Source organism: Pseudonocardia lacus (assembly GCF_018531445.1).
In the GTDB taxonomy this organism is placed as follows: Bacteria; Actinomycetota; Actinomycetes; order Mycobacteriales; family Pseudonocardiaceae; genus Pseudonocardia; species Pseudonocardia lacus.
This window is the reverse complement of the sequence record NZ_JAHDTH010000033.1, coordinates 13,089-31,740: the sequence shown is the minus strand read 5'-3', so window position 1 is coordinate 31,740 and position 18,652 is coordinate 13,089. Positions and strand designations below refer to the sequence as shown.

The 18,652-nt window shown below is 74.1% G+C and carries 17 protein-coding genes; 10 read left to right on the top strand and 7 right to left on the bottom strand.

Annotated elements, in window-relative coordinates; all coding sequences use genetic code 11:
* The first annotated feature begins 388 nt into the window (after window positions 1-388).
* The 4 genes from KIK08_RS09975 (at window position 389) to KIK08_RS09960 (ending at window position 5,762) form a co-directional block, all read left to right on the top strand.
* Window positions 389-2,647, top strand: a complete 2,259-nt coding sequence (locus KIK08_RS09975) for a TerD family protein (RefSeq protein ID WP_214402762.1) — start codon at window positions 389-391, stop codon at window positions 2,645-2,647.
* A gap of 150 nt (window positions 2,648-2,797) precedes the next feature.
* On the top strand, window positions 2,798-3,391 hold the full coding sequence (locus KIK08_RS09970) for a TetR/AcrR family transcriptional regulator (protein WP_214402761.1): 594 nt from the start codon (window positions 2,798-2,800) through the stop codon (window positions 3,389-3,391).
* A 45-nt stretch (window positions 3,392-3,436) separates the two neighbouring features.
* Complete coding sequence (locus KIK08_RS09965; protein WP_214402760.1) at window positions 3,437-3,883, top strand: nuclear transport factor 2 family protein; 447 nt, start codon at window positions 3,437-3,439, stop codon at window positions 3,881-3,883.
* 49 nt (window positions 3,884-3,932) lie between these two features.
* On the top strand, window positions 3,933-5,762 hold the full coding sequence (locus KIK08_RS09960) for an AMP-dependent synthetase/ligase (protein WP_214402759.1): 1,830 nt from the start codon (window positions 3,933-3,935) through the stop codon (window positions 5,760-5,762).
* A gap of 15 nt (window positions 5,763-5,777) precedes the next feature.
* Here KIK08_RS09960 and KIK08_RS09955 read toward each other — a convergent pair whose 3' ends face one another.
* Window positions 5,778-6,713, bottom strand: coding sequence for an AraC-like ligand-binding domain-containing protein (locus tag KIK08_RS09955; RefSeq protein ID WP_214402758.1), 936 nt, complete (start codon window positions 6,711-6,713; stop codon window positions 5,778-5,780).
* Between the two features lie 132 nt (window positions 6,714-6,845).
* On the opposite strand from KIK08_RS09955, the gene KIK08_RS09950 reads away from it, so the two are divergent.
* Window positions 6,846-7,871, top strand: a complete 1,026-nt coding sequence (locus KIK08_RS09950) for a carbon-nitrogen hydrolase family protein (protein WP_214402757.1) — start codon at window positions 6,846-6,848, stop codon at window positions 7,869-7,871.
* A gap of 36 nt (window positions 7,872-7,907) precedes the next feature.
* Here KIK08_RS09950 and KIK08_RS09945 read toward each other — a convergent pair whose 3' ends face one another.
* On the bottom strand, window positions 7,908-8,456 hold the full coding sequence (locus tag KIK08_RS09945) for a hypothetical protein (protein ID WP_214402756.1): 549 nt from the start codon (window positions 8,454-8,456) through the stop codon (window positions 7,908-7,910).
* 182 nt (window positions 8,457-8,638) lie between these two features.
* On the opposite strand from KIK08_RS09945, the gene KIK08_RS40955 reads away from it, so the two are divergent.
* A complete protein-coding gene (locus KIK08_RS40955; RefSeq protein ID WP_214402755.1) occupies window positions 8,639-9,160 on the top strand; it encodes a calcium-binding protein in 522 nt (173 codons plus the stop codon).
* Between the two features lie 17 nt (window positions 9,161-9,177).
* On the opposite strand, the gene KIK08_RS09935 is transcribed toward KIK08_RS40955, so the two are convergent.
* From KIK08_RS09935 to KIK08_RS09925, 3 genes are all read right to left on the bottom strand, one after another.
* A complete protein-coding gene (locus KIK08_RS09935) occupies window positions 9,178-10,290 on the bottom strand; it encodes a cytochrome P450 (RefSeq protein ID WP_214402754.1) in 1,113 nt (370 codons plus the stop codon).
* A gap of 66 nt (window positions 10,291-10,356) precedes the next feature.
* A complete protein-coding gene (locus tag KIK08_RS09930) occupies window positions 10,357-10,788 on the bottom strand; it encodes a nitroreductase/quinone reductase family protein (RefSeq protein WP_214402753.1) in 432 nt (143 codons plus the stop codon).
* Window positions 10,789-10,807: 19 nt separating this feature from the next.
* A complete protein-coding gene (locus KIK08_RS09925; RefSeq protein ID WP_214402752.1) occupies window positions 10,808-12,376 on the bottom strand; it encodes an FMN-binding glutamate synthase family protein in 1,569 nt (522 codons plus the stop codon).
* Window positions 12,377-12,512: 136 nt separating this feature from the next.
* On the opposite strand from KIK08_RS09925, the gene KIK08_RS09920 reads away from it, so the two are divergent.
* From KIK08_RS09920 to vanX, 3 genes are read left to right on the top strand one after another with little or no spacing between them, the layout of a single operon-like run.
* Entirely contained in the window at window positions 12,513-13,550 is a 1,038-nt protein-coding gene (locus tag KIK08_RS09920; protein WP_214402751.1) for an NAD(P)-dependent oxidoreductase, read from the top strand.
* The gene (gene vanA / locus KIK08_RS09915; protein ID WP_214402750.1) at window positions 13,543-14,604 is read left to right on the top strand and encodes a D-alanine--(R)-lactate ligase; all 1,062 of its coding nucleotides are present in this window, start codon (window positions 13,543-13,545) and stop codon (window positions 14,602-14,604) included. Before KIK08_RS09920 ends, vanA begins: the two co-directional genes overlap by 8 nt.
* Window positions 14,594-15,202: a D-Ala-D-Ala dipeptidase VanX gene (gene vanX / locus KIK08_RS09910; protein ID WP_214402749.1), complete on the top strand. Its 609-nt coding sequence runs from the start codon at window positions 14,594-14,596 to the stop codon at window positions 15,200-15,202. The genes vanA and vanX overlap by 11 nt, the downstream gene beginning before the upstream one ends.
* 5 nt (window positions 15,203-15,207) lie before the next feature.
* On the opposite strand, the gene KIK08_RS09905 is transcribed toward vanX, so the two are convergent.
* A complete protein-coding gene (locus tag KIK08_RS09905; RefSeq protein WP_214402748.1) occupies window positions 15,208-16,347 on the bottom strand; it encodes a hypothetical protein in 1,140 nt (379 codons plus the stop codon).
* Window positions 16,348-16,440: 93 nt separating this feature from the next.
* Entirely contained in the window at window positions 16,441-17,370 is a 930-nt protein-coding gene (locus tag KIK08_RS09900; protein WP_214402747.1) for a LysR family transcriptional regulator, read from the bottom strand.
* Between the two features lie 121 nt (window positions 17,371-17,491).
* On the opposite strand from KIK08_RS09900, the gene KIK08_RS09895 reads away from it, so the two are divergent.
* Complete coding sequence (locus tag KIK08_RS09895) at window positions 17,492-18,652, top strand: acyl-CoA dehydrogenase family protein (protein WP_214402781.1); 1,161 nt, start codon at window positions 17,492-17,494, stop codon at window positions 18,650-18,652.

Below are 18,652 nucleotides of genomic sequence, written 5' to 3'. Positions count from 1 at the left end.
GGGCTGCGACAACCCACCTGAAGCTGCGCGACGCACCCAGGGTTGCGAGGACGCACCCGGGCGGCTCGCAGCGCTGGATGTGCCTCGCAGCTCGGGCGGTGTGGTCGCAGCCGGCCGGCGGGCTGCGACGACTCACGGGAGGCTGCGCGACGCACCCAGGGTTGCGAGGGTCCGCGTCGGGCGCACCGGGGTGGTTCGCAGCGCTGAGCGCGTCTCGCAGCGCGGGCTGTGTGGTCGCAGCCGGCCGGCGGGCTGCGAGAACCCGCATGACGCTGCGGGGACGCCAGCACCTCTGCGAGTCACCGTGCACACGTTGCGGCCGGCGCGGCAGGCGCACGCCGTTCACCTGCGCTGAGTAACGTCCTGGCTACCGCACCGAGGTCTTGGCGTGGATCATCCGGTTCTGGTCAAGGGCGCCAACATCTCGCTGCTCCCGGAGTCGGAGGTCGCGGGGGCCCAGCTGCAGGTCGTGGTGGAGTGGGCCGACCCGAAGTCGGCGGCCGACGTGGACGTCTCCGCGCTGCTGCTCGGCGGTGACGGCCGGGTCCGGTCGGACGAGGACTTCGTCTTCTACAACGCGCCGGTCGGTGGCGAGGGCGCGGTGCGGTTGGTGGGCAAGCGGTCCGCCGACGACCGGGGTGACGACCGGGTGGCGGTGGACCTCGAAGCGCTGCCCGACGCAGTGTCGACAGTGGTCATCGCGGCCAGCCTGGACGCGGAGCCGGGACTGGGGTTCGGCACGCTCGCACAGCTGAGCCTCACCGTGACCGACTCCGCCGGCGCGACGCGGCTGAGCTACGACGTCACCGACGCCGGTCCGGAGACCGCGATGGTCATCGGCGAGCTGTACCTGCGCGCGGGGCACTGGAAGTTCCGCGCGATCGGCCAGGGTTGGGCCTCTGGCCTGGCCGGGCTGGCCACCGACTACGGGATCACCGTCGACAACGAGCCCGACGTCGACGCCGAGCCGGCGCCCGACCACGAGCCGGCACCCGCCGCGTTGACGGCCACCGTCGCGTCGGAACCCCACACGGTGGCCGCCGAGCCCGGTCCCGGTGGTGAGCCGACGGGGATCGTCGGCGTCGCGGCGGACGAGCCGGCCGGCCCGGACGACATCGTCGTGGTCGCCGCCGAGCAGCTCCCGGACGGGGACGCGGCGTCCGGGCAGATCGTCGACGCCGGGGTACCGGACGTCGCCGTCGTGCCGCCCGGCGCCGATGCGGTGCCCGACCCCCGTGGCGCGGGGCGGAGCAGGGCACCCAGGCGCGGGGTCGCGACGCGCAAGCGCCGGACGACAGCAGCGACCCTGGCGAGACCGACGCTGGCGGAGCAGGACACGTGGCAGCCCGCGCGGCTGTTCTCGATATCCGGCGTCGGCGCGGCCGCGGAGCAGGAGAAGAGGGCGACCTCGACGCTGCTGTCGACGATGGTGGCCGTCCGCGACTTCGGTCGGGCTCTGGTGTCCCGGTTCGGCGGCCCGGCCGGCACGATCGAGACCTACCTGGAGGTCCAGTACAAGCTCGACGACCGCACGGTCATCCCGGACGGGGTGATCCGGGTGGCCCGGGCCGGTCGGATCTGGACCGCGCTGCTGGAGGTCAAGACCGGGACGAGTTCGTTGCGCACCGAGCAGGTCGAGCAGTACCTCGACGTCGCGCAGCGCCGCAAGTACGACGCGGTGATCACGCTGTCCAACGACATCGCGCCGGTGGGCGGGGCGCACCCGGTCGCCGTCGACGGCCGCAAGCTCCGCAAGGTCGCGCTGCACCACATCTCGTGGTCCGAGGTGCTGCACGAGGCCCAGATGCAACTGGCGCACCGCGGCCTCGACGACCGGCTGCAGGCGTGGGTGCTGGCCGAGCTGATCCGCTACCTGGAGCACCCCAAGTCCGGCGCCGCCGGGTTCGACGACATGGGCACCGCCTGGGTGGCGGTCCGTGAAGCGGTGGTGGCCCGCACGCTACGCGCGACCGACCGCAAGACGGAGTCCGTGGCGGCTGCCTGGGAGAAGCTCGTCCGCCACCTGAGCATGCGACTGACCAGCCAGCTCGGCGTCGCCGTCGGGCTGGCGCTGCCGCGCAAGCAGGCCACGGACCACAACGCCCGGCTGCAGGAGGCCATCAACGGTCTGGCCGCGGACGGGGTCCTGCGCACGACCTTGCGGATCCCGGACGCCGTCGGCCCGGTGACCGTGATCGCCGACCTGCGCACCAGCCAGATCCGGACCAGCATCGAGATCGACGCGCCCCGGGAGGGGACCGCGAAGCGCCGCGTCGCCTGGCTGCTGCGCCAGCTCGGCGAGGCACCCGACCAGCTCAGCGTCGAGGTGCTCTTCGCCCGGCGGGACCAGACCTCCTGCGAGCTGCTCAAGGACGTCCGCACCGACGAGGTGACGCTGCTGCCCGACCCGTCCGCGGAGGTCCGCGCCTTCCGGCTCACGCTGTCCGCTCCGATGGGCACCAAGCGCAACGGCCTGAGCAAGGCCTTCATCCCCAGCGTGCACGCCGCCGTGGACACCTTCTACGCCCACGTCGTCCAGGGGCTGCGTCCCTGGCCGGCCGTGGCGCCGAAGCTGCCGACCGCGGTCGCGGACGAGGCCGCGGAAGTGGTCGAGGACCTCGCCCGCTCTGCCGCCGGCCAGCCGTAGGCGCCGGTTCGGGCCCGCGTCCCCGGCGGGCCGTTCCACCCGGGTACCACCACATCCGGTCGCGTCGGCGGCAACTGCGCGACCACCCCCGACGTCGCCGACGTGGCGGGCGCGCGTTCGCGGGGTGCGGAGATCGGCGAGAATGCCGCGGTGGTGAGCCAGCGGGAGCGCAGCGAGCGCACGATCGCCGCGATCCTCGGGGCGGGGCGGGAGTTGATGACCGACGGCGGGTACGCCGCGGTGACCATCGACGACGTGGTGGCGCGGGCGCGGGTGGCCAAGGGCGCCTTCTACCACCACTTCCCCTCCAAGAAGGCGCTGCTCGACGCGGTGGTGGACCGGTTGCAGGGGGAGATCGCCGACGAGCTGCGGGCCGACCGGCGTCCGGCGCCGCTGTCGAGCGATGACCTGGCCGCCGCGCTGGAGGGCTACCTGAGGCGGGCGGCGCATCCCGCGCGTCGGCGGCTGGTGCTCGTCGAGGGCCCGGAGGTGCTGGGCTGGGAGCGCTGGCGCGAGATCGACGACGCCCACTTCGCCGGCATGACGCGCGCCGCCCTGGAGGCCATCCTGCCGGCGGGCACCGATCCGCGGCGGGTGGCGTCGGCGACGCGCCTGCTGCTGGGTGCGGTGATGGAGGCCGCGCTGGCCACCGGGCGCGCGCCGGAGCCGGATCGTGCGGCGTCCGAGTACGGCGAGGTGCTGCGGGACCTCCTCTCCGGGCTCGTCGCCAAAACCGACTCGTAGTCGGTAAGCTTCCCGGGACGGTCCACCCAGGTCCAGGAGGTCCCGATGTCCGCAGTGCTGGCCCAGCCCGAGGTCGCCGTGCAGCGCGAGGTGCTGCAGCGGGTGTTCGACCGGTACCACGCGGCGTGGGAGGCGAAGGACCCCGACGCGATCGTCGCGCTGCACACCGAGGACTCCACCTTCGCCCTGCGCGGCGGTGGCGACCGGGTCCGGGGTCGGGCCGCGCTGCGGCAGCGCTTCGCCCAGGTCTTCCTGGACTTCCCGGGTTACCGGGCCGAGGTCGACCGGTTGCTGCTCGGCGACGGCCACTGGGTCCTGGAGTGGACCATGGTGGTCGATCTGCCCGCCGTCGACGGTGGCGCGTTCACCGCCCGCATCGCCCTGGTCGACGTGGTCGACGTCGACGCGGCCGGGCTGGTCACCCGCAAGGACGTCTGGGTCGACGGCGCCCAGCAGGCCGCCGCCTACCGGCGCGCGGGGCGGACCCCGTAGTCCCCCTCGGTCCCTTCACTACCGACTGACAGTCGGTACCTTGTCCCTCATGCCGTTCGCCACCCTCGCCACGCTGGTGCACGACCGCGCGGACGCCTCCCCGGTGGGCCTCGCCCTGCGCCACCGCGAGGGCGGCGCCTGGACCGACGTGACCTGGGCGCAGCTGCGGGACCGCGTCGACCGCGTCGCCGCCGGGCTGCTGACCGGTCCGGCGCCCCTGCGGCCCGGCGACCGGGTCGGCCTGTTGGCCGAGACGTCCGCGGCGTGGATCGCCTGCGACTTCGCGGCGCTGTCGATCGCGGCCCGGACCGTGCCGATCTACACCAGCCTGCTGGCGCCCGAGATCGGCTACGCGCACGTGGACACCGGGATCCGCGTCCTGGTCGTCGGCGACGCCGCGCTCTACCGGAAGGCCGTCGCCATCCGGGAGGGCTTCCGGTTCTTCGGCCGCGACCACGAGCCGTCCGAGCTCCTCCTGGAGCACGTGGTCGTCATCGACCCGACCGGTCTGGAACCCGGCGACGACTGGGAGTCGCTGAGCGCGCTGGAGGAGCGCGGGCGGGCGCACCTGGAGTCCGTCCGCGCCGACCTCGCGGCGCGGCGCACCTCGGTCTCGGCGGAGGACCTCGCGACGTTCACCTACACCTCGGGCACCACCGGGCCCCCGAAGGCGGTCACCCAGACCAGCGCCAACCACCTGGCGATCGTCGCCGGGACCGCCGAGGTCGGCATCCTGACCGACTCGATGCGCGGGGCCGGGCTGTTCCTGTTCCTGCCGCTGGCCCATTCGTTCGGGCGGCTCGTCCAGTTCGCCGCCCCGGTGCACGACCTGCCACTGGTGCTGTCGTCGGTGCCGACGCTGGTCGCCGACCTCGTCGAGACCCGGCCGGGCTTCGTCCCGGCTGCCCCCCGCGTCTACGAGAAGCTGCGGGCCGGGGTGCTGCGTCGCGTCGAGGGATCGCCCGCTCCCCGGCGCGCACTGGCGAGGTGGGCGCTGGGCGTGGGGGAGGAGATCGCGGCGACGCGGCTGCGGGGTGGGGCGCCGTCGGGGTTCGCGCGCGTGCGTTGGGCGGTGGCCGACCGCGTGGTCCTCGCCCGGATCCGCGCCGGCCTCGGGCTGGACCGGGCGGACGGTCTGCTCAGCGGGTCCGCGCCGCTGCAGCCGGACGTCCTGCTGTTCCTGTGGTCGCTGGGGCTGCGGGTCTACGAGGCCTACGGCCTCACCGAGACCTGCCCGGGGCTGACCGCCAACCGCCCGGGCCGGGTGCGCCCGGGGACCGTGGGGCAGGCGCTGCCGGGCGTGGAGCTGCGGATCGCCGCGGACGGGGAGGTCCTCGCCCGAGGTCGGAACATCACCGCCGGCTACCACGGCCGGGAGGAGGAGACCCGCGCCGCGATCGACGGGGACGGCTGGTTCCACACCGGCGACCTGGGCAGCCTGGACGACGAGGGCTACCTCACGATCACCGGGCGCAAGAAGGAGCTGATCAAGACCTCGGGCGGCAAGTACGTCGCCCCGGCCAAGATCGAGGGGGCGCTGAAGCTCTCGCCCCTCGTCTCCGAGGCGGTGGTCGTCGGCGACGGGCGGCCGTACTGCGTGGCGCTGCTGGCGCTCGACCCCGACTCGGTCGCCGACCACCTGGCCCGCGCGGACGGCCCTACCCGCGAGGACGCCGTCGTCGACGCGCTCGACGCCCACGTCCGCGCGACGAACGCCGAGCTGGCGTCCTTCGAGACCGTGAAGCACTGGCGGACGATCGACCCGCCCGCCGTCGAGTCCGGCGAGCTGACCGCCTCGCTCAAGATCCGGCGCGACAAGGTCGAGCAGCGCTGGGCGGAGCGGATCGAGGACATGTACGCCGCCGTCCGGCGGCCCTGACCCGACCGGCAGCGCTCACCCGCGCGGCCTGACCTCGCGGGGCGCGCAGCCGTAGCGGGCCCGGAAGGCGCGGCTGAAGTGCGAGGCGTCGACGAAGCCCCACCCGAACGCCAGGTCGCTGATCGTGCGGTGGCGCAGGGCGGGGTCGCACAGGTCGGCGCGCACGGCCTCCAGCCGCCGGGCCCAGATCCACTCGGCGATCGTGTACGGCTCACCCGCGAACGCGCGGTGCAGCGTGCTGACCGACGTGTGCAGTTGCGCGGCGATCGCGGCGACGGTCAGCCCCGGGTCCCGCAGTCGGGCCCGCGCACAGGCCTTCACCTGCTCGCGGCGGGCCGCCGCGGACGGTTCCGGGACGGCGCCGACCAGGGAGCTGAGCCCTGCGACGACGATGTGTTCGACGCCGTGGGCCACCGCGGCGGCGGCCGCCGGCTCCAGCACGGCGGCGTCCGCCGCCAGCGTCCGGATCATCTCGATCATCAGGTGGCCGGCGCCGCGGGAACCGTGCACGCCGCGCGCGGTCAGCTCCGGTGCCGCGCGCAGCCGGGAGCGCAGCGCGGGACCGGGCAGCATCAGCACGTACTGCTGGAAGCCGCCGGTGAAGTCGAGCTCGTAGGGGCGGGTGGAGTCGTAGAGCGCGAAGTCGCCGGGGTGCAGGACCGCGGTGCGCCCGTCCTGGGTGACCCGCCCGGTCCCCCGGGTCTGGATCGACACCAGGAAGTAGTCCTCGGCGGCGCGGGCGATCAGCGACGGGGTCCGGGTGACCCGCTGCGCCGTGGCGGTCACCCGGGACAGCGCCAGGGTGGCCAGCGAGTCGACGTGGATGTCGCCGACGACGTCGTCGGCGGGGGCCGTGCAGGACAGCTGGACGTAGGCGTCGGACACCGCCTCGTTCCAGTAGGCGAGCCGCTCGCGCGGCCCGACCGCGTCGGTGGTGAGCACCCGCGCCATGCGATGACGGTAGGGACGCCGCGCTGACCCGGCAAGACTTCTGCACGGCAGCGGCGGGCGGTGACGCGCAGAGTCAACAAGCCCGCCACTCACAGACCAGCGGCGCGCCGCCGGCGCCGTCACGCTCCTCCCATGAGCATCGAGCACCCCCGGTTCCGCGCCGCGGTGGTCCAGGCCGCCCCGGAGTTCCTCGACCTCGACGCCGGGGTGGACAAGGCGGTCGCGCTGATCGCCGAGGCCGCGGGCAACGGGGCCTCGCTGATCGGCTTCCCGGAGACCTGGCTGCCGGGCTACCCGTGGTTCATCTGGCTCGACTCCCCGGCGTGGGGCCTGCAGTTCTTCGGCCGCTACCACGACAACTCCCTGGTGTACGGCTCGCCGCAGGCCGAGCGGCTGGCCGCGGCCGCCCGCGAGCACGCGATCACCGTGGTGCTGGGCATCTCCGAGCGCCAGGCCGGCAGCCTCTACATCGCGCAGTGGATCATCGGTCCGGACGGGGCGACGATCGCCCGGCGCCGCAAGCTCAAGCCGACCCACGTCGAGCGCACCGTGTTCGGCGAGGGCGACGGCTCCGACCTGTCGGTGTACCAGACGCCGCTGGGCCGGCTCGGCGGGCTGTGCTGCTGGGAGCACCTGCAGCCGCTGTCGAAGTACGCGATGTACGCCCAGGACGAGCAGGTCCACGTCGGCGCGTGGCCGAGCTTCTCGCTCTACAAGGGTGGCGCCTACGCCCTCGGTCCGGAGGTGAACACGGCCGCCAGCCGCGTCTACGCGGTCGAGGGGCAGTGCTTCGTGCTCGCGCCGTGCGCCACCGTGTCGGCGGAGATGGTGGAGCTGCTGTGCACCGACGACACCAAGCGCGCGCTGCTGCAGCCCGGCGGCGGGTACGCGGGCATCTACGCCCCCGACGGGCAGCTGCTGACCGAGCCGCTGCCCGAGGACGTCGAGGGCCTGCTCTACGCCGAGATCGACCTCGGCCTCATCTCGCTGGCCAAGGCCGCGGCCGACCCGTCGGGCCACTACTCCCGCCCGGACGTCACCCGGCTGCTGCTCAACAAGACCCCGGGCGACCGGGTGGTGTCGTTCGCCGCCCCGGGGGTCGAGGTGGGGGGAGACGCGGGGCCCGTCGCGCCCGAGCGGGCGGACGTGCTCACCTGAGCGGGTCCGGTTCCGAACCGGCCGACGGCGGGCGGCTCACCGCTTCCAGAGCGCGGCGTACTTCTTGCGGTACTTGACGTCCGACTCGCTGTCGATCAGCTGCTCGGCCGTCGCGCGCAGGGTCTCGTCGCCGGTGGCGTCGTAGGCGTTGCGCAGGCTCTGGGCGATGTCGTGGCGGATGAGCGACCAGTTCTTCTCCTCGCGGCAGTCCGCGAAGCGGGCGACGAGCCCGTCGCGGTACGCGGCGCGCTGCGGCGCTCCGGCGGCACCGACCTTCCACAGCGCCTGCAAGCAGTGCCGGGCGGTGACGAAGCGGGGGTCGCGGGTGAGGTCCAGCAGGGCCGGGAGGGCGGTGAGGATGCGCTGCTCGGGGTCGCTCTTCGCGAGGTTGCACAGCAGTTGGGCGGCGATGGAGCGGACGTGGTTGTCCGCGTGCCCGAGATCGGCGACGACGTCGTCCCACACGTCGTAGGCCCACTCCACGGGGGTGTCGGTGGCCTCGATGACGGCCCGGTAGGCCTCGTTGCGCTCGTCGCGGTCGGATGAGCGCACCGCGTCGACGAGTGCGCGGCCGGTGGTCTGCATGGGGTGTCCGTCCCTGTCGTGGATCGGCGGACATGGTCGCACGACGGCCGTCACGGTCCGTGCGCGCCCCGACCGTGTGACTTGTCGCCCCCGCGAAATTGCCGGAACCTTTCGGGGCGGCCGGAAGTCATTCCGGCCCGCTTTCCGACTCCGTTGTGCACAATTCTGGAGAGGATTCCGCGATGCGCAATTCCGTTCGGGCGACCGTGCTCGGCGTCGTGTCCGTGGCCGCTCTCACGCTGGGCGCCGGTGCCGCCTCGGCGGAGGCGCGGGCCGGCACCCCCGGCGACGACACCTTCTCCGGGACCCCGGACAACGACTACTACCTCGGCCTCGCGGGCAACGACACGCTGATCGGCGAGGCCGGCAACGACCTCCTCAACGGTGGCATCGGCGACGACGTCCTGCGGGGGCGGGCCGGCAACGACTACCTCGACGGCGGCGACGGGGACGACGCGCTGCGCGCCGGGCAGGGCAACGACCTGCTCCACGGCGGCGCCGGGAACGACCTGCTGCGCGGCCAGGACGGCGTCGACATCATGGACGGCGGTCCGGGCAACGACGACCTCCGCTCCAACGACGGCGCGGCGGGCGACTGGGTGGTCTGCGGGGCGGGGGTCGACACGGTGCGCAAGGACGCGGGCGACTTCATCGCCGCGGACTGCGAGGTCGTCCTGGAGACCGCCCCGGAGACCGGGGACTGATCGCACGCGTGGCGGCCTCATGCGGTGACCGGGGCCGTCGCGTAGCCGTCGTCGATGCCGACGAAGCGGCGCCACGGCCCGGCGTGCGCGAGCGCCGGGCAGCGCCCGGCCAGCGCGGTCACCGCGGCCTCGGCGACCGCGCGGGCGTGCCGCACCCCGCCGCAGGTGTGGTAGCCCGAGCCCCAGCCGAGGTGCGCGGACGCGTCGCGGGTCGGGTCGAAGCGGTCCAGGGGCTCGCGGTGCACCCCGGGGAGGCCGCGGTTGGCCGCCGTCAACCACATCAGCACCTGGTCGCCGGGCTCGACGGGGACGTCCCCGAGGGTGAACGGCTCGCGGACGAACCGGCTGGACTGCGGGAAAGGGCTGCCCAGGCGGACGGCCTCCTCGATCGCGCCGGCGGCGAACGCGTCGTCGGCCATGCGGGACCACGAGCCGTGCTCGACGCCCAGCCCGGCGGCTAACGTGATCGAGGTGGCGGTGGCCACGGCGCTGACCGCGAGCGCGTAGACGACGGCCCACGCCTCCCGCTCGGTGAGCACCCCGCGGTCGCGCAGGTCGCGGGCGGCACCGGCGACGCCGCCGAGGCCCGGTCGGGCCATCAGGTCCCGGTAGTGCGCGTCGAGCTCGTCGGTGCTCGGGGGTGGCCAGGCCGCGAACATCTCGCCCGCGGCCAGCTGGTCGGCGACGGCGAACCGGACGTCGGCCTCCTCGACGCCGAGCCACGCGGCCAGGTACTCGACGACGACAGGCTCGGCGTAGTCCGCGTACAGGTCGAAGGACCGGCCGGACAGCCCCTCGGCGCGTCGCAGGGCGGTGGCGCGGGCGTCGGGTCGCCGCTGCTCGACCGCCTCCGGGCCCAGCCACGGGGCCATCGTCGAGCGCAGCGCCGCGTGCCGGCCGGGGCAGCCCCCGATCGTCCTGCGGTCGGTCGCCCAGACGAACGCGGCGACCGGGTGGACGCGCTGATCCGGGCCCACCAGGTCGCTCACGTCCGCGGTCACCCGGACCGGGTCGCGCAGCAGCGCCCGGATGGTGGCGTGGTCGTGCACGTGGACGACGCCGTCCTCGCGGTACGGGGCGAGCGTCGGGTCGTAGCTGCGCGCCGGCCGCGGCGCCGGGTCGCTGAGCACGGCCCACCTCCTCCGAGAGCGTCCCCACCCTAGAACGCTGTCCTGTCCGGCCCGCGCCGGCGCGGCTCAGTCGCGCGGCTCCAGGACCACGAGCGGGATCTCGCGCTCGGTGCGCTCCTGGTAGCCGGCGTAGTTGCGGTAGCGGCCGGCGATCCGCGGCCACATCTCGGCCCGCTCCTCGGCGGAGACGACCCGGGCGCGCATGGGTCGCCGCTCGCCGCCCTTGACCGCCACCTCGACCTCGGGCCGGTCGCGCAGGTTCAGGAACCACGCGGGGTGCTGGTCGTCGCCGCCGCGGGAGGCGACGACCACGTAGCCGTCGCCCTCGCGCAGCGGGGCGGTGAGCAGCACGGTGCGGGGCTTGCCGGTGCGCCGCCCGATCGTGGTCAGCTCGACGACCGGCATGCCGCCGAACTCGTAGCCTGCGCGTCCCCGGGTCAGCGCCACCAGCAGCCGGTGCACCGAGTTCATGGTCTTCAACGCGAAGTCGCTGGGCACCAGCAGAGGCTACTTCCGGTCACGTCGCGGTGACGGGGGGAGCCTGCGGCGCCGAGCCGCCCTGCGGCGCCGTCCCGGTCATCAGCGCCACGATGTGCTGCCGGTCGGCCGCGGAGGGCAGGCCCCACCCGGGGTCGTAGCCGTAGACCTCGTGCAGCGGCGTGCCGACGGTCTGCCCGGTGAGGATCTCGATGTCGTCGGTGGTGACGAGCCCGGGGTGCTCGACGCCGATGGTCTCGCTGATCTTGAGCAGGTCGCGGCGCAGGGTCTTGACGTAGGTGGCCGCGCGCACCGACTTCAGCGCGGGGTCGAGCCCGTGGGCCAGCCAGCGGTTCTGGGTGGCGACGCCGGTGGGGCAGCTGTCGGTGTGGCACTTCTGGGCCTGGATGCACCCGATGGACAGCATCGCCTCGCGCCCGACGCCGACCATGTCGGCGCCCAGGGCGAAGGCCACCGCGGCGTTGTCGGGCAGCCCCAGCTTGCCGGAGCCGACGAAGACGACCCGCTCGTGCAGGCCGCGGCGGGCGAACTCGCGGTAGACCCGGCTGAAGCCGAGCCGGAACGGCAGCGCGACCGAGTCGGTGAACACCAGCGGTGAGGCGCCGGTGCCGCCCTCACCGCCGTCGATCGTCACGAAGTCGACGCCGCGGTCGGTCCCGGCCATCAGGTCCGCGAGTTCCTCCCAGAAGCCCAGGTGGCCGACGGCGGACTTGATGCCCACGGGCAGCCCGGTCTCGTCGGCGAGCATCTCGACCCAGTCGAGCAAGGCGTCGGGGCTGTCGAACTCGGCGTGCCGCGACGGGCTGATGCAGTCGCGGCCCTGCGGCACCCCGCGCGTCGCGGCGATCTCCGCGGACACCTTCGCGCCGGGCAGCACCCCGCCGAGGCCGGGTTTCGCGCCCTGGCTGAGCTTGACCTCCAGCGCTCGGACCGGGGCGGCGGCGACGGCGTCCTTGAGCCGGGCGAGGTCGAAGCGGCCCCGCTCGTCGCGGCAGCCGAAGTAGCCGGTGCCGATCTGCCAGATCAGCTCGCCGCCCTTGCGGTGGTGCGGCGAGATGCTGCCCTCGCCGGTGTTCTGCAGGCAGCCGGCCAGCGCGGCGCCGCGGTTGAGCGCCTCGACCGCGTTGCCCGACAGCGAGCCGAAGCTCATCCCGGAGATGCCGACCACCGAGTCGGGGCGGAAGGCGTGACGGCGCCCTCGCGGGCCGCCGAGCACCTTCGCGCACGGCAGCCACGCCTCCTCGCCCGCGTGCGGGTGGCTGGTGGGCACGGCGCGGCCGAACGCGCGGTGCTTGATGATCACGTAGCCGGGGGTGTGCTCGATGTCGTTGTCGGTGCCGAAGCCGAAGTAGTTGTTCTCGCCCTTGGCCGAGGCGTAGACCCAGCGCCGCTGGTCGCGGCTGAACGGGCGCTCCTCGTCGTTGGCGGCGACGACGTACTGGCGCAGTTCGGGGCCGATGGCCTCGATCAGGTAGCGGCCGTGCCCGAGCACGGGGAAGTTGCGCAGCAGGGCGCGGCGGCGCTGCAGCAGGTCGTGCGCGGCGACGCCCACGGCCGCGACCACGGGGAGCAGTCGGCTCAGCTTCACGGGCGCAGTCTGCGCCCGGCCACCCGCGTCCGCAGGGTCGGGCCGGCGCGATCGGGTCGCCGTTGCCCGGCGCCTATCGTCGGCGTATCGGAAACCGGATACGCGCCGACAACACCGCGCCCCCTTGACTGGGGCCATGAACCGCAGCGAACGGGCCCGCCCGGCCGGCGGCACCCGATTGTCGGAACCTCCGCCGTTACCGGAAGTCGGGACGACGGGAATCACGGTGTACGGCTGCGCGCCGGATGAAGCCGCGTTGTTCCGGGAAACCGCGCCCGGTATCGGCATCGTGCCGACGATCGTCGCGGAAGCGGTCTGCGAGACGAACGCGGCACTCGCGGCCGGGAACCGCTGCATCAGCGTCGACCACCGCACCCCGATCGCCGAGCCCGTCCTGCGTGCGCTGAGCCGGGCGGGGGTCCGCCACATCGGCACGAGGAGCATCGGCCACGACCACATCGACGTGGAGCGCGCCCGGAGCATGGGCATCGCCGTCGAAGGCGTCGCCTACTCGCCCGACAGCGTCGCCGACTACGCGCTGATGCTGATGCTCATGGCGGTGCGCGACGCCGGGTCGACCATCCGGCGCGTCGACGCCCACGACTACCGGCTGGGCGAGGTCCGGGGCCGGGAGCTGCGCGACCTGACCGTCGGCGTGGTCGGGACGGGGCGCATCGGCGCGGCGGTCCTGGACCGGCTGCGCGGGTTCGGCTGCCGGGTGCTCGCCCACGACCGCGTCCCCGGAGCCACCGCCGAGTACGTCGCGCTCGACGAGCTGCTGGAGTGCAGCGACATCGTGACGCTGCACGTCCCACTGCAGGCCGGCACCCGCCACCTGCTCGACCGCCGGCGCATCGCGCGGATGAAGCGGGGCGCGGTCGTCGTCAACACCGGGCGCGGCGCGCTCGTGGACACCGAGGGCCTGCTCGTCGCGCTGGAGGACGGCCGGTTGGGCGGAGCGGCGCTGGACGTGGTCGAGGGCGAGGAGGGGATCTTCGCCACCGACCGCCGGAGCCGGCCCGTCGAGAACGCGATGCTGCTGCGATTGCAGGAACTGCCGAACGTGCTCATCACTCCGCATTCCGCCTATTACACCGACCACGCCCTGCGTGACACCGTGCGCAACTCCCTCACCAACTGCCTGAATTTCGAGAGCGGGAATCGCCATGGGTAAGCTCCGCATCGGGATCATCTTCGGGGGCCGCGGGGAGGAGCACCCGGTCTCGGTCAGATCCGCCCGGGAGGTCGCCGCCCACCTCGACGCGCGCAAGTACGAGCCGTTCTTCATCGGGATCACGAAGAACGGCGCGTGGCGGCTGTGCGAGGGCCCGGATTCGCCGTGGCAGGACGGCGGCGGCCGGCCGGTCGTGCTGTCGCCCGACCCGACCGTGCGGGGGCTGGTCGTGCTGGACGAGCCGGGGCGCCACGAGGTCGTCGACCTGGACGTCGTGCTGCCCGTCCTGCACGGCAAGCAGGGCGAGGACGGCGCGGTGCAGGGCCTGCTGGAGCTCTCCGGCATCCCCTACGTGGGCTGCGACGTGCCGAGTTCCGCGCTGTGCATGGACAAGTCGCTCGCCTACCTCGTCGTCGCCGCGGCGGGGATCGCCACGCCGGAGTTCCGGGTCGTCCTGGCCGGCGAGAGCGTCGATCCGGACGGGCTCACCTACCCCGTCTTCGTCAAGCCGGCGCGCTCGGGATCGTCGTTCGGCGTCAGCAAGGTGGCCCACCAGGGGGAACTGGCCGCCGCGCTGGACCTCGCACGGCAGTTCGACTCGAAGGTGCTGGTCGAGCGGGCGGTCGTCGGCAGCGAGGTCGGGTGCGCCGTCCTGGGCGAGGGCCCCGACCTGGTCGTCGGCGAGGTGGACCGCATCGCGCTGTCGCACGGCTTCTTCCGGATCCACCAGGAGGACGCGCCGGAGAGCGGCTCGCAGAACTCCGTGCCGATCGTGCCCGCCGACATCCCGGCGCAGTCGCGCTCGCGCGTGCGGCGCACGGCGGAGGCGATCTACCGCGCCCTCGGGTGCCGGGGGCTCTCGCGGGTGGACATGTTCCTCACCGAGGACGGCGAGGTGGTCCTCAACGAGGTCAACACCCTGCCCGGGCTGACGTCCTACAGCCGCTTCCCGAGGATGATGGCGGCCGCCGGCACCCCGCTCGGCGAGGTGATCGACCAGGTGGTGGCGCTGGCGCTGGCGGGCGCGGTCGATGGACGCTTCGATGGACGCTGACTTCGCCTTCGTCGACGAGGTCGTGCCCGGGGTCCGCTGGGACGCCAAGTACGCGACCTGGGACAACTTCACCGGCAAGCCGGTGGACGGGTACGCCGTCAACCGCATCGTCGGGTCCCGGGCCCTGTGCGCCGCGCTGGGCCGGGCCCAGCGGGAGGCCGCGGCACTGGGCTTCGGGCTGCTGCTCTGGGACGCCTACCGCCCGCAGCGCGCGGTGGACAGCTTCCTGCGCTGGTCGCGCGAGCCAGAGGACGGGCGCACCAAGCCGCGGCACCACCCGAACATCGACCGGGCCGCGATGGTCGCCGACGGGTACGTGGCCGCGAGGTCGGGCCACAGCCGCGGCGGCGCGGTCGACCTGACGCTCTACCACCTGGCCACGGGCGAGATCGCGGAGATGGGCGGCGGCCACGACCTGATGGACCCGATCTCGCACCACGGCGCGGCCGGGACCACCCCGGCCGAGGCGGAGAACCGCCGGGTGCTGCGCGCGGTCATGGCGGCCTGCGGCTTCCTGGCGTACCGGTGCGAATGGTGGCACTACACGCTGAAGCACGAGCCCCACCCGGACACCTACTTCGACTTCCCGGTCGCCTGAGCCGCTCAGCCGGGGACGGGGTCGTCGGCGCGCCAGAGCCGCGGGGCGGCCGGGTCGGGGCCGGCGAGGAGGTAGACCGATCCGCCGACGCGCACGGCGGCGGACACCGTTCCGGTGGGTCCGTCGACGGGCCGCACGACCGTGCCGTCCGCGTCCGCGGTGACCACCGCCAGCCGGCCGGCGTCGGGGACGAACTGGTCCCACCGCTGCCCGCTCCGCAGCGGCGCGGGCAGCGGCTCGGCGTCGCCGATCCCGATCGGGGGCACGCCCGGCAGCCGGGTCCACGCGCCCGCGCTCCAGCGCCAGAGCGCGACCTCGCCGTCGACGCGCCCGGCGACCAGGCAGTCGTCCCCGGCGCAGCCGGCCGCGACCGCCGCCCCCGCACCACCGGCGTCGGGCAGCGCCGCCCTGGTCCAGGCGCCGGCGGCGTCGGAGCGCCAGACGACCGGCTGCTCGTGCGGTTCGGCGTCGAGCGCGTACTGCCAGCCGGCCACCAGGATCCCCGGGCCCGATCCGGTGGCGGCCGTCGGGAAGCCGAGCAGGGTGCGGGTGCTGGCCAGCGGGGTGCCCGTCGGATCGTGGCGGGTCCAGGTGTCGGCGTCGGCGGTCCACAGCGCCACGTCGAGCCCGGCCCCGGCGCTCTGCCAGGTGCCGACCAGCGCCGGGCCGGACGGGGTCAGCACAGCGTCGACGAGGTCGCCCGCGCTCCAGCCGCCGAACGTGCTGAACGCCTGGGCCTGCTCGCCGACCCCGGCGGGCCCACCGGACCAGACGCTCCACCGGACGTTGCCGTGCGCCCCGCCGCGGTCGCCGCCGACGCCCACCACCCGCTCGCCGTCGGTGGTGAGCGAGTACCAGTCGGCGGTGCGGCCGTACGGGCTCGCCGCCTCCGTCGGGATCTGGGTGACCCGGCCGTCCGCCGTGCGGCGCAACACCGCGGGTGGCGTGGACCGGTCGTCGGGGCGGACGCCGATCAGCAGGTCGTCGCCGGCCACCGCGAGCACCTGCGGCCGCGCGGCACCCGGCAGGTCGACCTCCACGAACCGCAGCGGCTCCGGTGCGGCCGGGCCGCCGTCCGGTGCGCACCCGGCCGCGCCGACCAGCACCAGCGCGGCCAGCGCGGATACCGCCGACCGTCGCGCCATGGCTCCACCCCGCCGTGTCGTCGGGCGACGGGGTGCTCGCCCGTCGCGGTGTCGATCAGCATGGCGGATGCCGGTCGACGGGGGCAGCCCGGTTCACCGCTCCGCCCGGGCCGACGGCCACGCCCCCGACCCCACCAGGTCCCGCGCGACGCGGGCCAGGCACGTGGCCACCGCCTCCACCGGCGCGGGCGTGCGGTGGCCGCGCAGCTGGCCGAGCACGACCGATCGCTCCACGACGGGCGCGGTCAGCGGAGCGCCGCTGAGGCGCCCGGTGGCCACGTCCGCGGCGACGCCGGCCGCGGGCAGCACGGTCCAGCCGTGGCCGGCGAGGACGAACTGCTTCTGCAGGGCCATGGAGTTGGTCTGGACGCTGACCCGGGGCTGCACCGGGACAGCGGAGCGGGCCCGGTCGATCAGCACCCGCAGGCCGTGCCCGCTGACCGGCAGCACGAGCGGTTCGGCCAGCACCCGCTCCCACGCGACCGGGGCGTCGGCGGTCAGCCCGGCGGACGGCGGGGCCACCGCCCACAGGTGCTCGCGCAGCAGCGGGAGCACCGACAGCGACGGGGTGTCGTCGAGGTCGTAGAGCAGGGAGATGTCGACCTCGCCGGAGTCGAGCCACTGCCGCAGGTGCCCGGAGTACGCGGTCAGCAGCCGCAGCTCGATCCCCGGGTGGATCTCGGCGACGGCCTCGACGAGCGGTCGGGCCAGCAGGTCAAGGACGCTCTCCAGCAGACCGACGCTGACGATGCCGGTCACCGGCCCCCGCTCGGGGCGCAGCTCCGCCCGCGCCCGCTCCAGCTCACCCAGCGCCCGGCGGGCCCGCGCGATGAGCACCTCGGCGGCCGGGGTCGGGACCATGCCCTGCCGGGTGCGCTCGAACAGCACGACCCCGAGTTCCTCCTCCAGGGTGCGGATCTGGCGCGTGACGGCGGGCTGCACCACGCGCAGCAGCCGCGCGGCCTTGGTGACGCTGCCCACCTCGGCCACGGTCACCAGCGCGGTCAGCTGCCTGAGCTCCACGGCCGGGACCTCCATAGCCGGAGCGGATCGGGGGTATCACGAGATGTTAGTTCACCTGCCCCGCCATGCCGGCGCATGATGAGGTCGAGTGCAGCGGCGCAACGACCCGGAGGGCACCACCATGACCGTGCTGAGCGCCGAGGAGCGCGCCATCGTCGACGTCGTCCGCGAGTTCGTCGACGACCAGGTGCGCCCCGCCGTCCGCGACATGGAGCACGCGAACGAGTACCCGGAGAAGTTCATCGACCAGATGAAGGGGCTGGGCATCTACGGGCTGGCCGTGCCCGAGCCGTGGGGCGAGGTCCCGGTCTCGATGCCGTGCTACGCCCTGGTCACCGCCGAGCTGGCCCGCGGCTGGATGAGCCTGGCCGGCGCGATGGGCGGGCACACGGTCGTCGCGAAGCTGCTCGTCGCGTTCGGCACGAAGGAGCAGCAGGACCGCTACCTGCCCCGGATGGCCACCGGGGAGGTCCGCGCGACGATGGCGCTCACCGAGCCGGGCGGCGGCTCGGACCTGCAGGCCATGACGACGCGCGCCCGGCCCGACGGGGACTCCTACGTCGTGGACGGCGCGAAGACCTGGATCACCAACGCGCGGCGCTCGCAGCTGATCGCGCTGCTGTGCAAGACCGACCCGACCGCCGAGCCCAAGCACAAGGGCGTGTCCATCCTCCTGGTCGAGCACGGCCCCGGGCTGACGGTGTCCAAGGACCTGCCCAAGCTCGGGTACAAGGGCGTGGAGTCCTGCGAGTTGGTGTTCGACGGCTACCGCGCGCCCGCCGACGCCGTCCTCGGCGGCGTCGAGGGCCGCGGGTTCGCGCAGATGATGAAGGGCTTGGAGACCGGGCGCATCCAGGTCGCCGCCCGGGCGCTGGGGGTCGCGCAGGCGGCGTTCGACGACGCGCTGCGCTACGCCCAGGAGCGCGAGAGCTTCGGCCGGCCGATCTGGAAGCACCAGTCGATCGGCAACTACCTCGCCGACATGGCCACCAAGATCACCGCGGCGAAGCAGCTGATCCTGCACGCCGCCGAGCGGTTCGACTCCGGCGAGCGCAGCGACATGGAGGCCGGGATGGCCAAGCTGTTCGCCTCCGAGGTCGCCATGGAGGTGGCGCTGAACGCGGTGCGCATCCACGGCGGCTACGGCTACTCCACCGAGTACGACGTGGAGCGCTACTTCCGCGACGCCCCGCTGATGATCGTCGGCGAGGGCACCAACGAGATCCAGCGCAACGTCATCGCCGCCCAGCTGGTCAAGCGCGGCGGACTCGACCCCGGCTGA

Coding starts and splice junctions, on each gene's coding strand:
- KIK08_RS09965 (WP_214402760.1), top strand. CDS start 3,437: ATGTCCGCAGTGCTGGCCCAGCCCGAGGTCGCCGTGCAGCGCGAGGTG.
- KIK08_RS09960 (WP_214402759.1), top strand. CDS start 3,933: ATGCCGTTCGCCACCCTCGCCACGCTGGTGCACGACCGCGCGGACGCC.
- KIK08_RS09955 (WP_214402758.1), bottom strand. CDS start 6,713: ATGGCGCGGGTGCTCACCACCGACGCGGTCGGGCCGCGCGAGCGGCTC.
- KIK08_RS09950 (WP_214402757.1), top strand. CDS start 6,846: ATGAGCATCGAGCACCCCCGGTTCCGCGCCGCGGTGGTCCAGGCCGCC.
- KIK08_RS09945 (WP_214402756.1), bottom strand. CDS start 8,456: ATGCAGACCACCGGCCGCGCACTCGTCGACGCGGTGCGCTCATCCGAC.
- KIK08_RS40955 (WP_214402755.1), top strand. CDS start 8,639: ATGCGCAATTCCGTTCGGGCGACCGTGCTCGGCGTCGTGTCCGTGGCC.
- KIK08_RS09920 (WP_214402751.1), top strand. CDS start 12,513: ATGAACCGCAGCGAACGGGCCCGCCCGGCCGGCGGCACCCGATTGTCG.
- vanA (WP_214402750.1), top strand. CDS start 13,543: ATGGGTAAGCTCCGCATCGGGATCATCTTCGGGGGCCGCGGGGAGGAG.
- vanX (WP_214402749.1), top strand. CDS start 14,594: ATGGACGCTGACTTCGCCTTCGTCGACGAGGTCGTGCCCGGGGTCCGC.
- KIK08_RS09905 (WP_214402748.1), bottom strand. CDS start 16,347: ATGGCGCGACGGTCGGCGGTATCCGCGCTGGCCGCGCTGGTGCTGGTC.
- KIK08_RS09895 (WP_214402781.1), top strand. CDS start 17,492: ATGACCGTGCTGAGCGCCGAGGAGCGCGCCATCGTCGACGTCGTCCGC.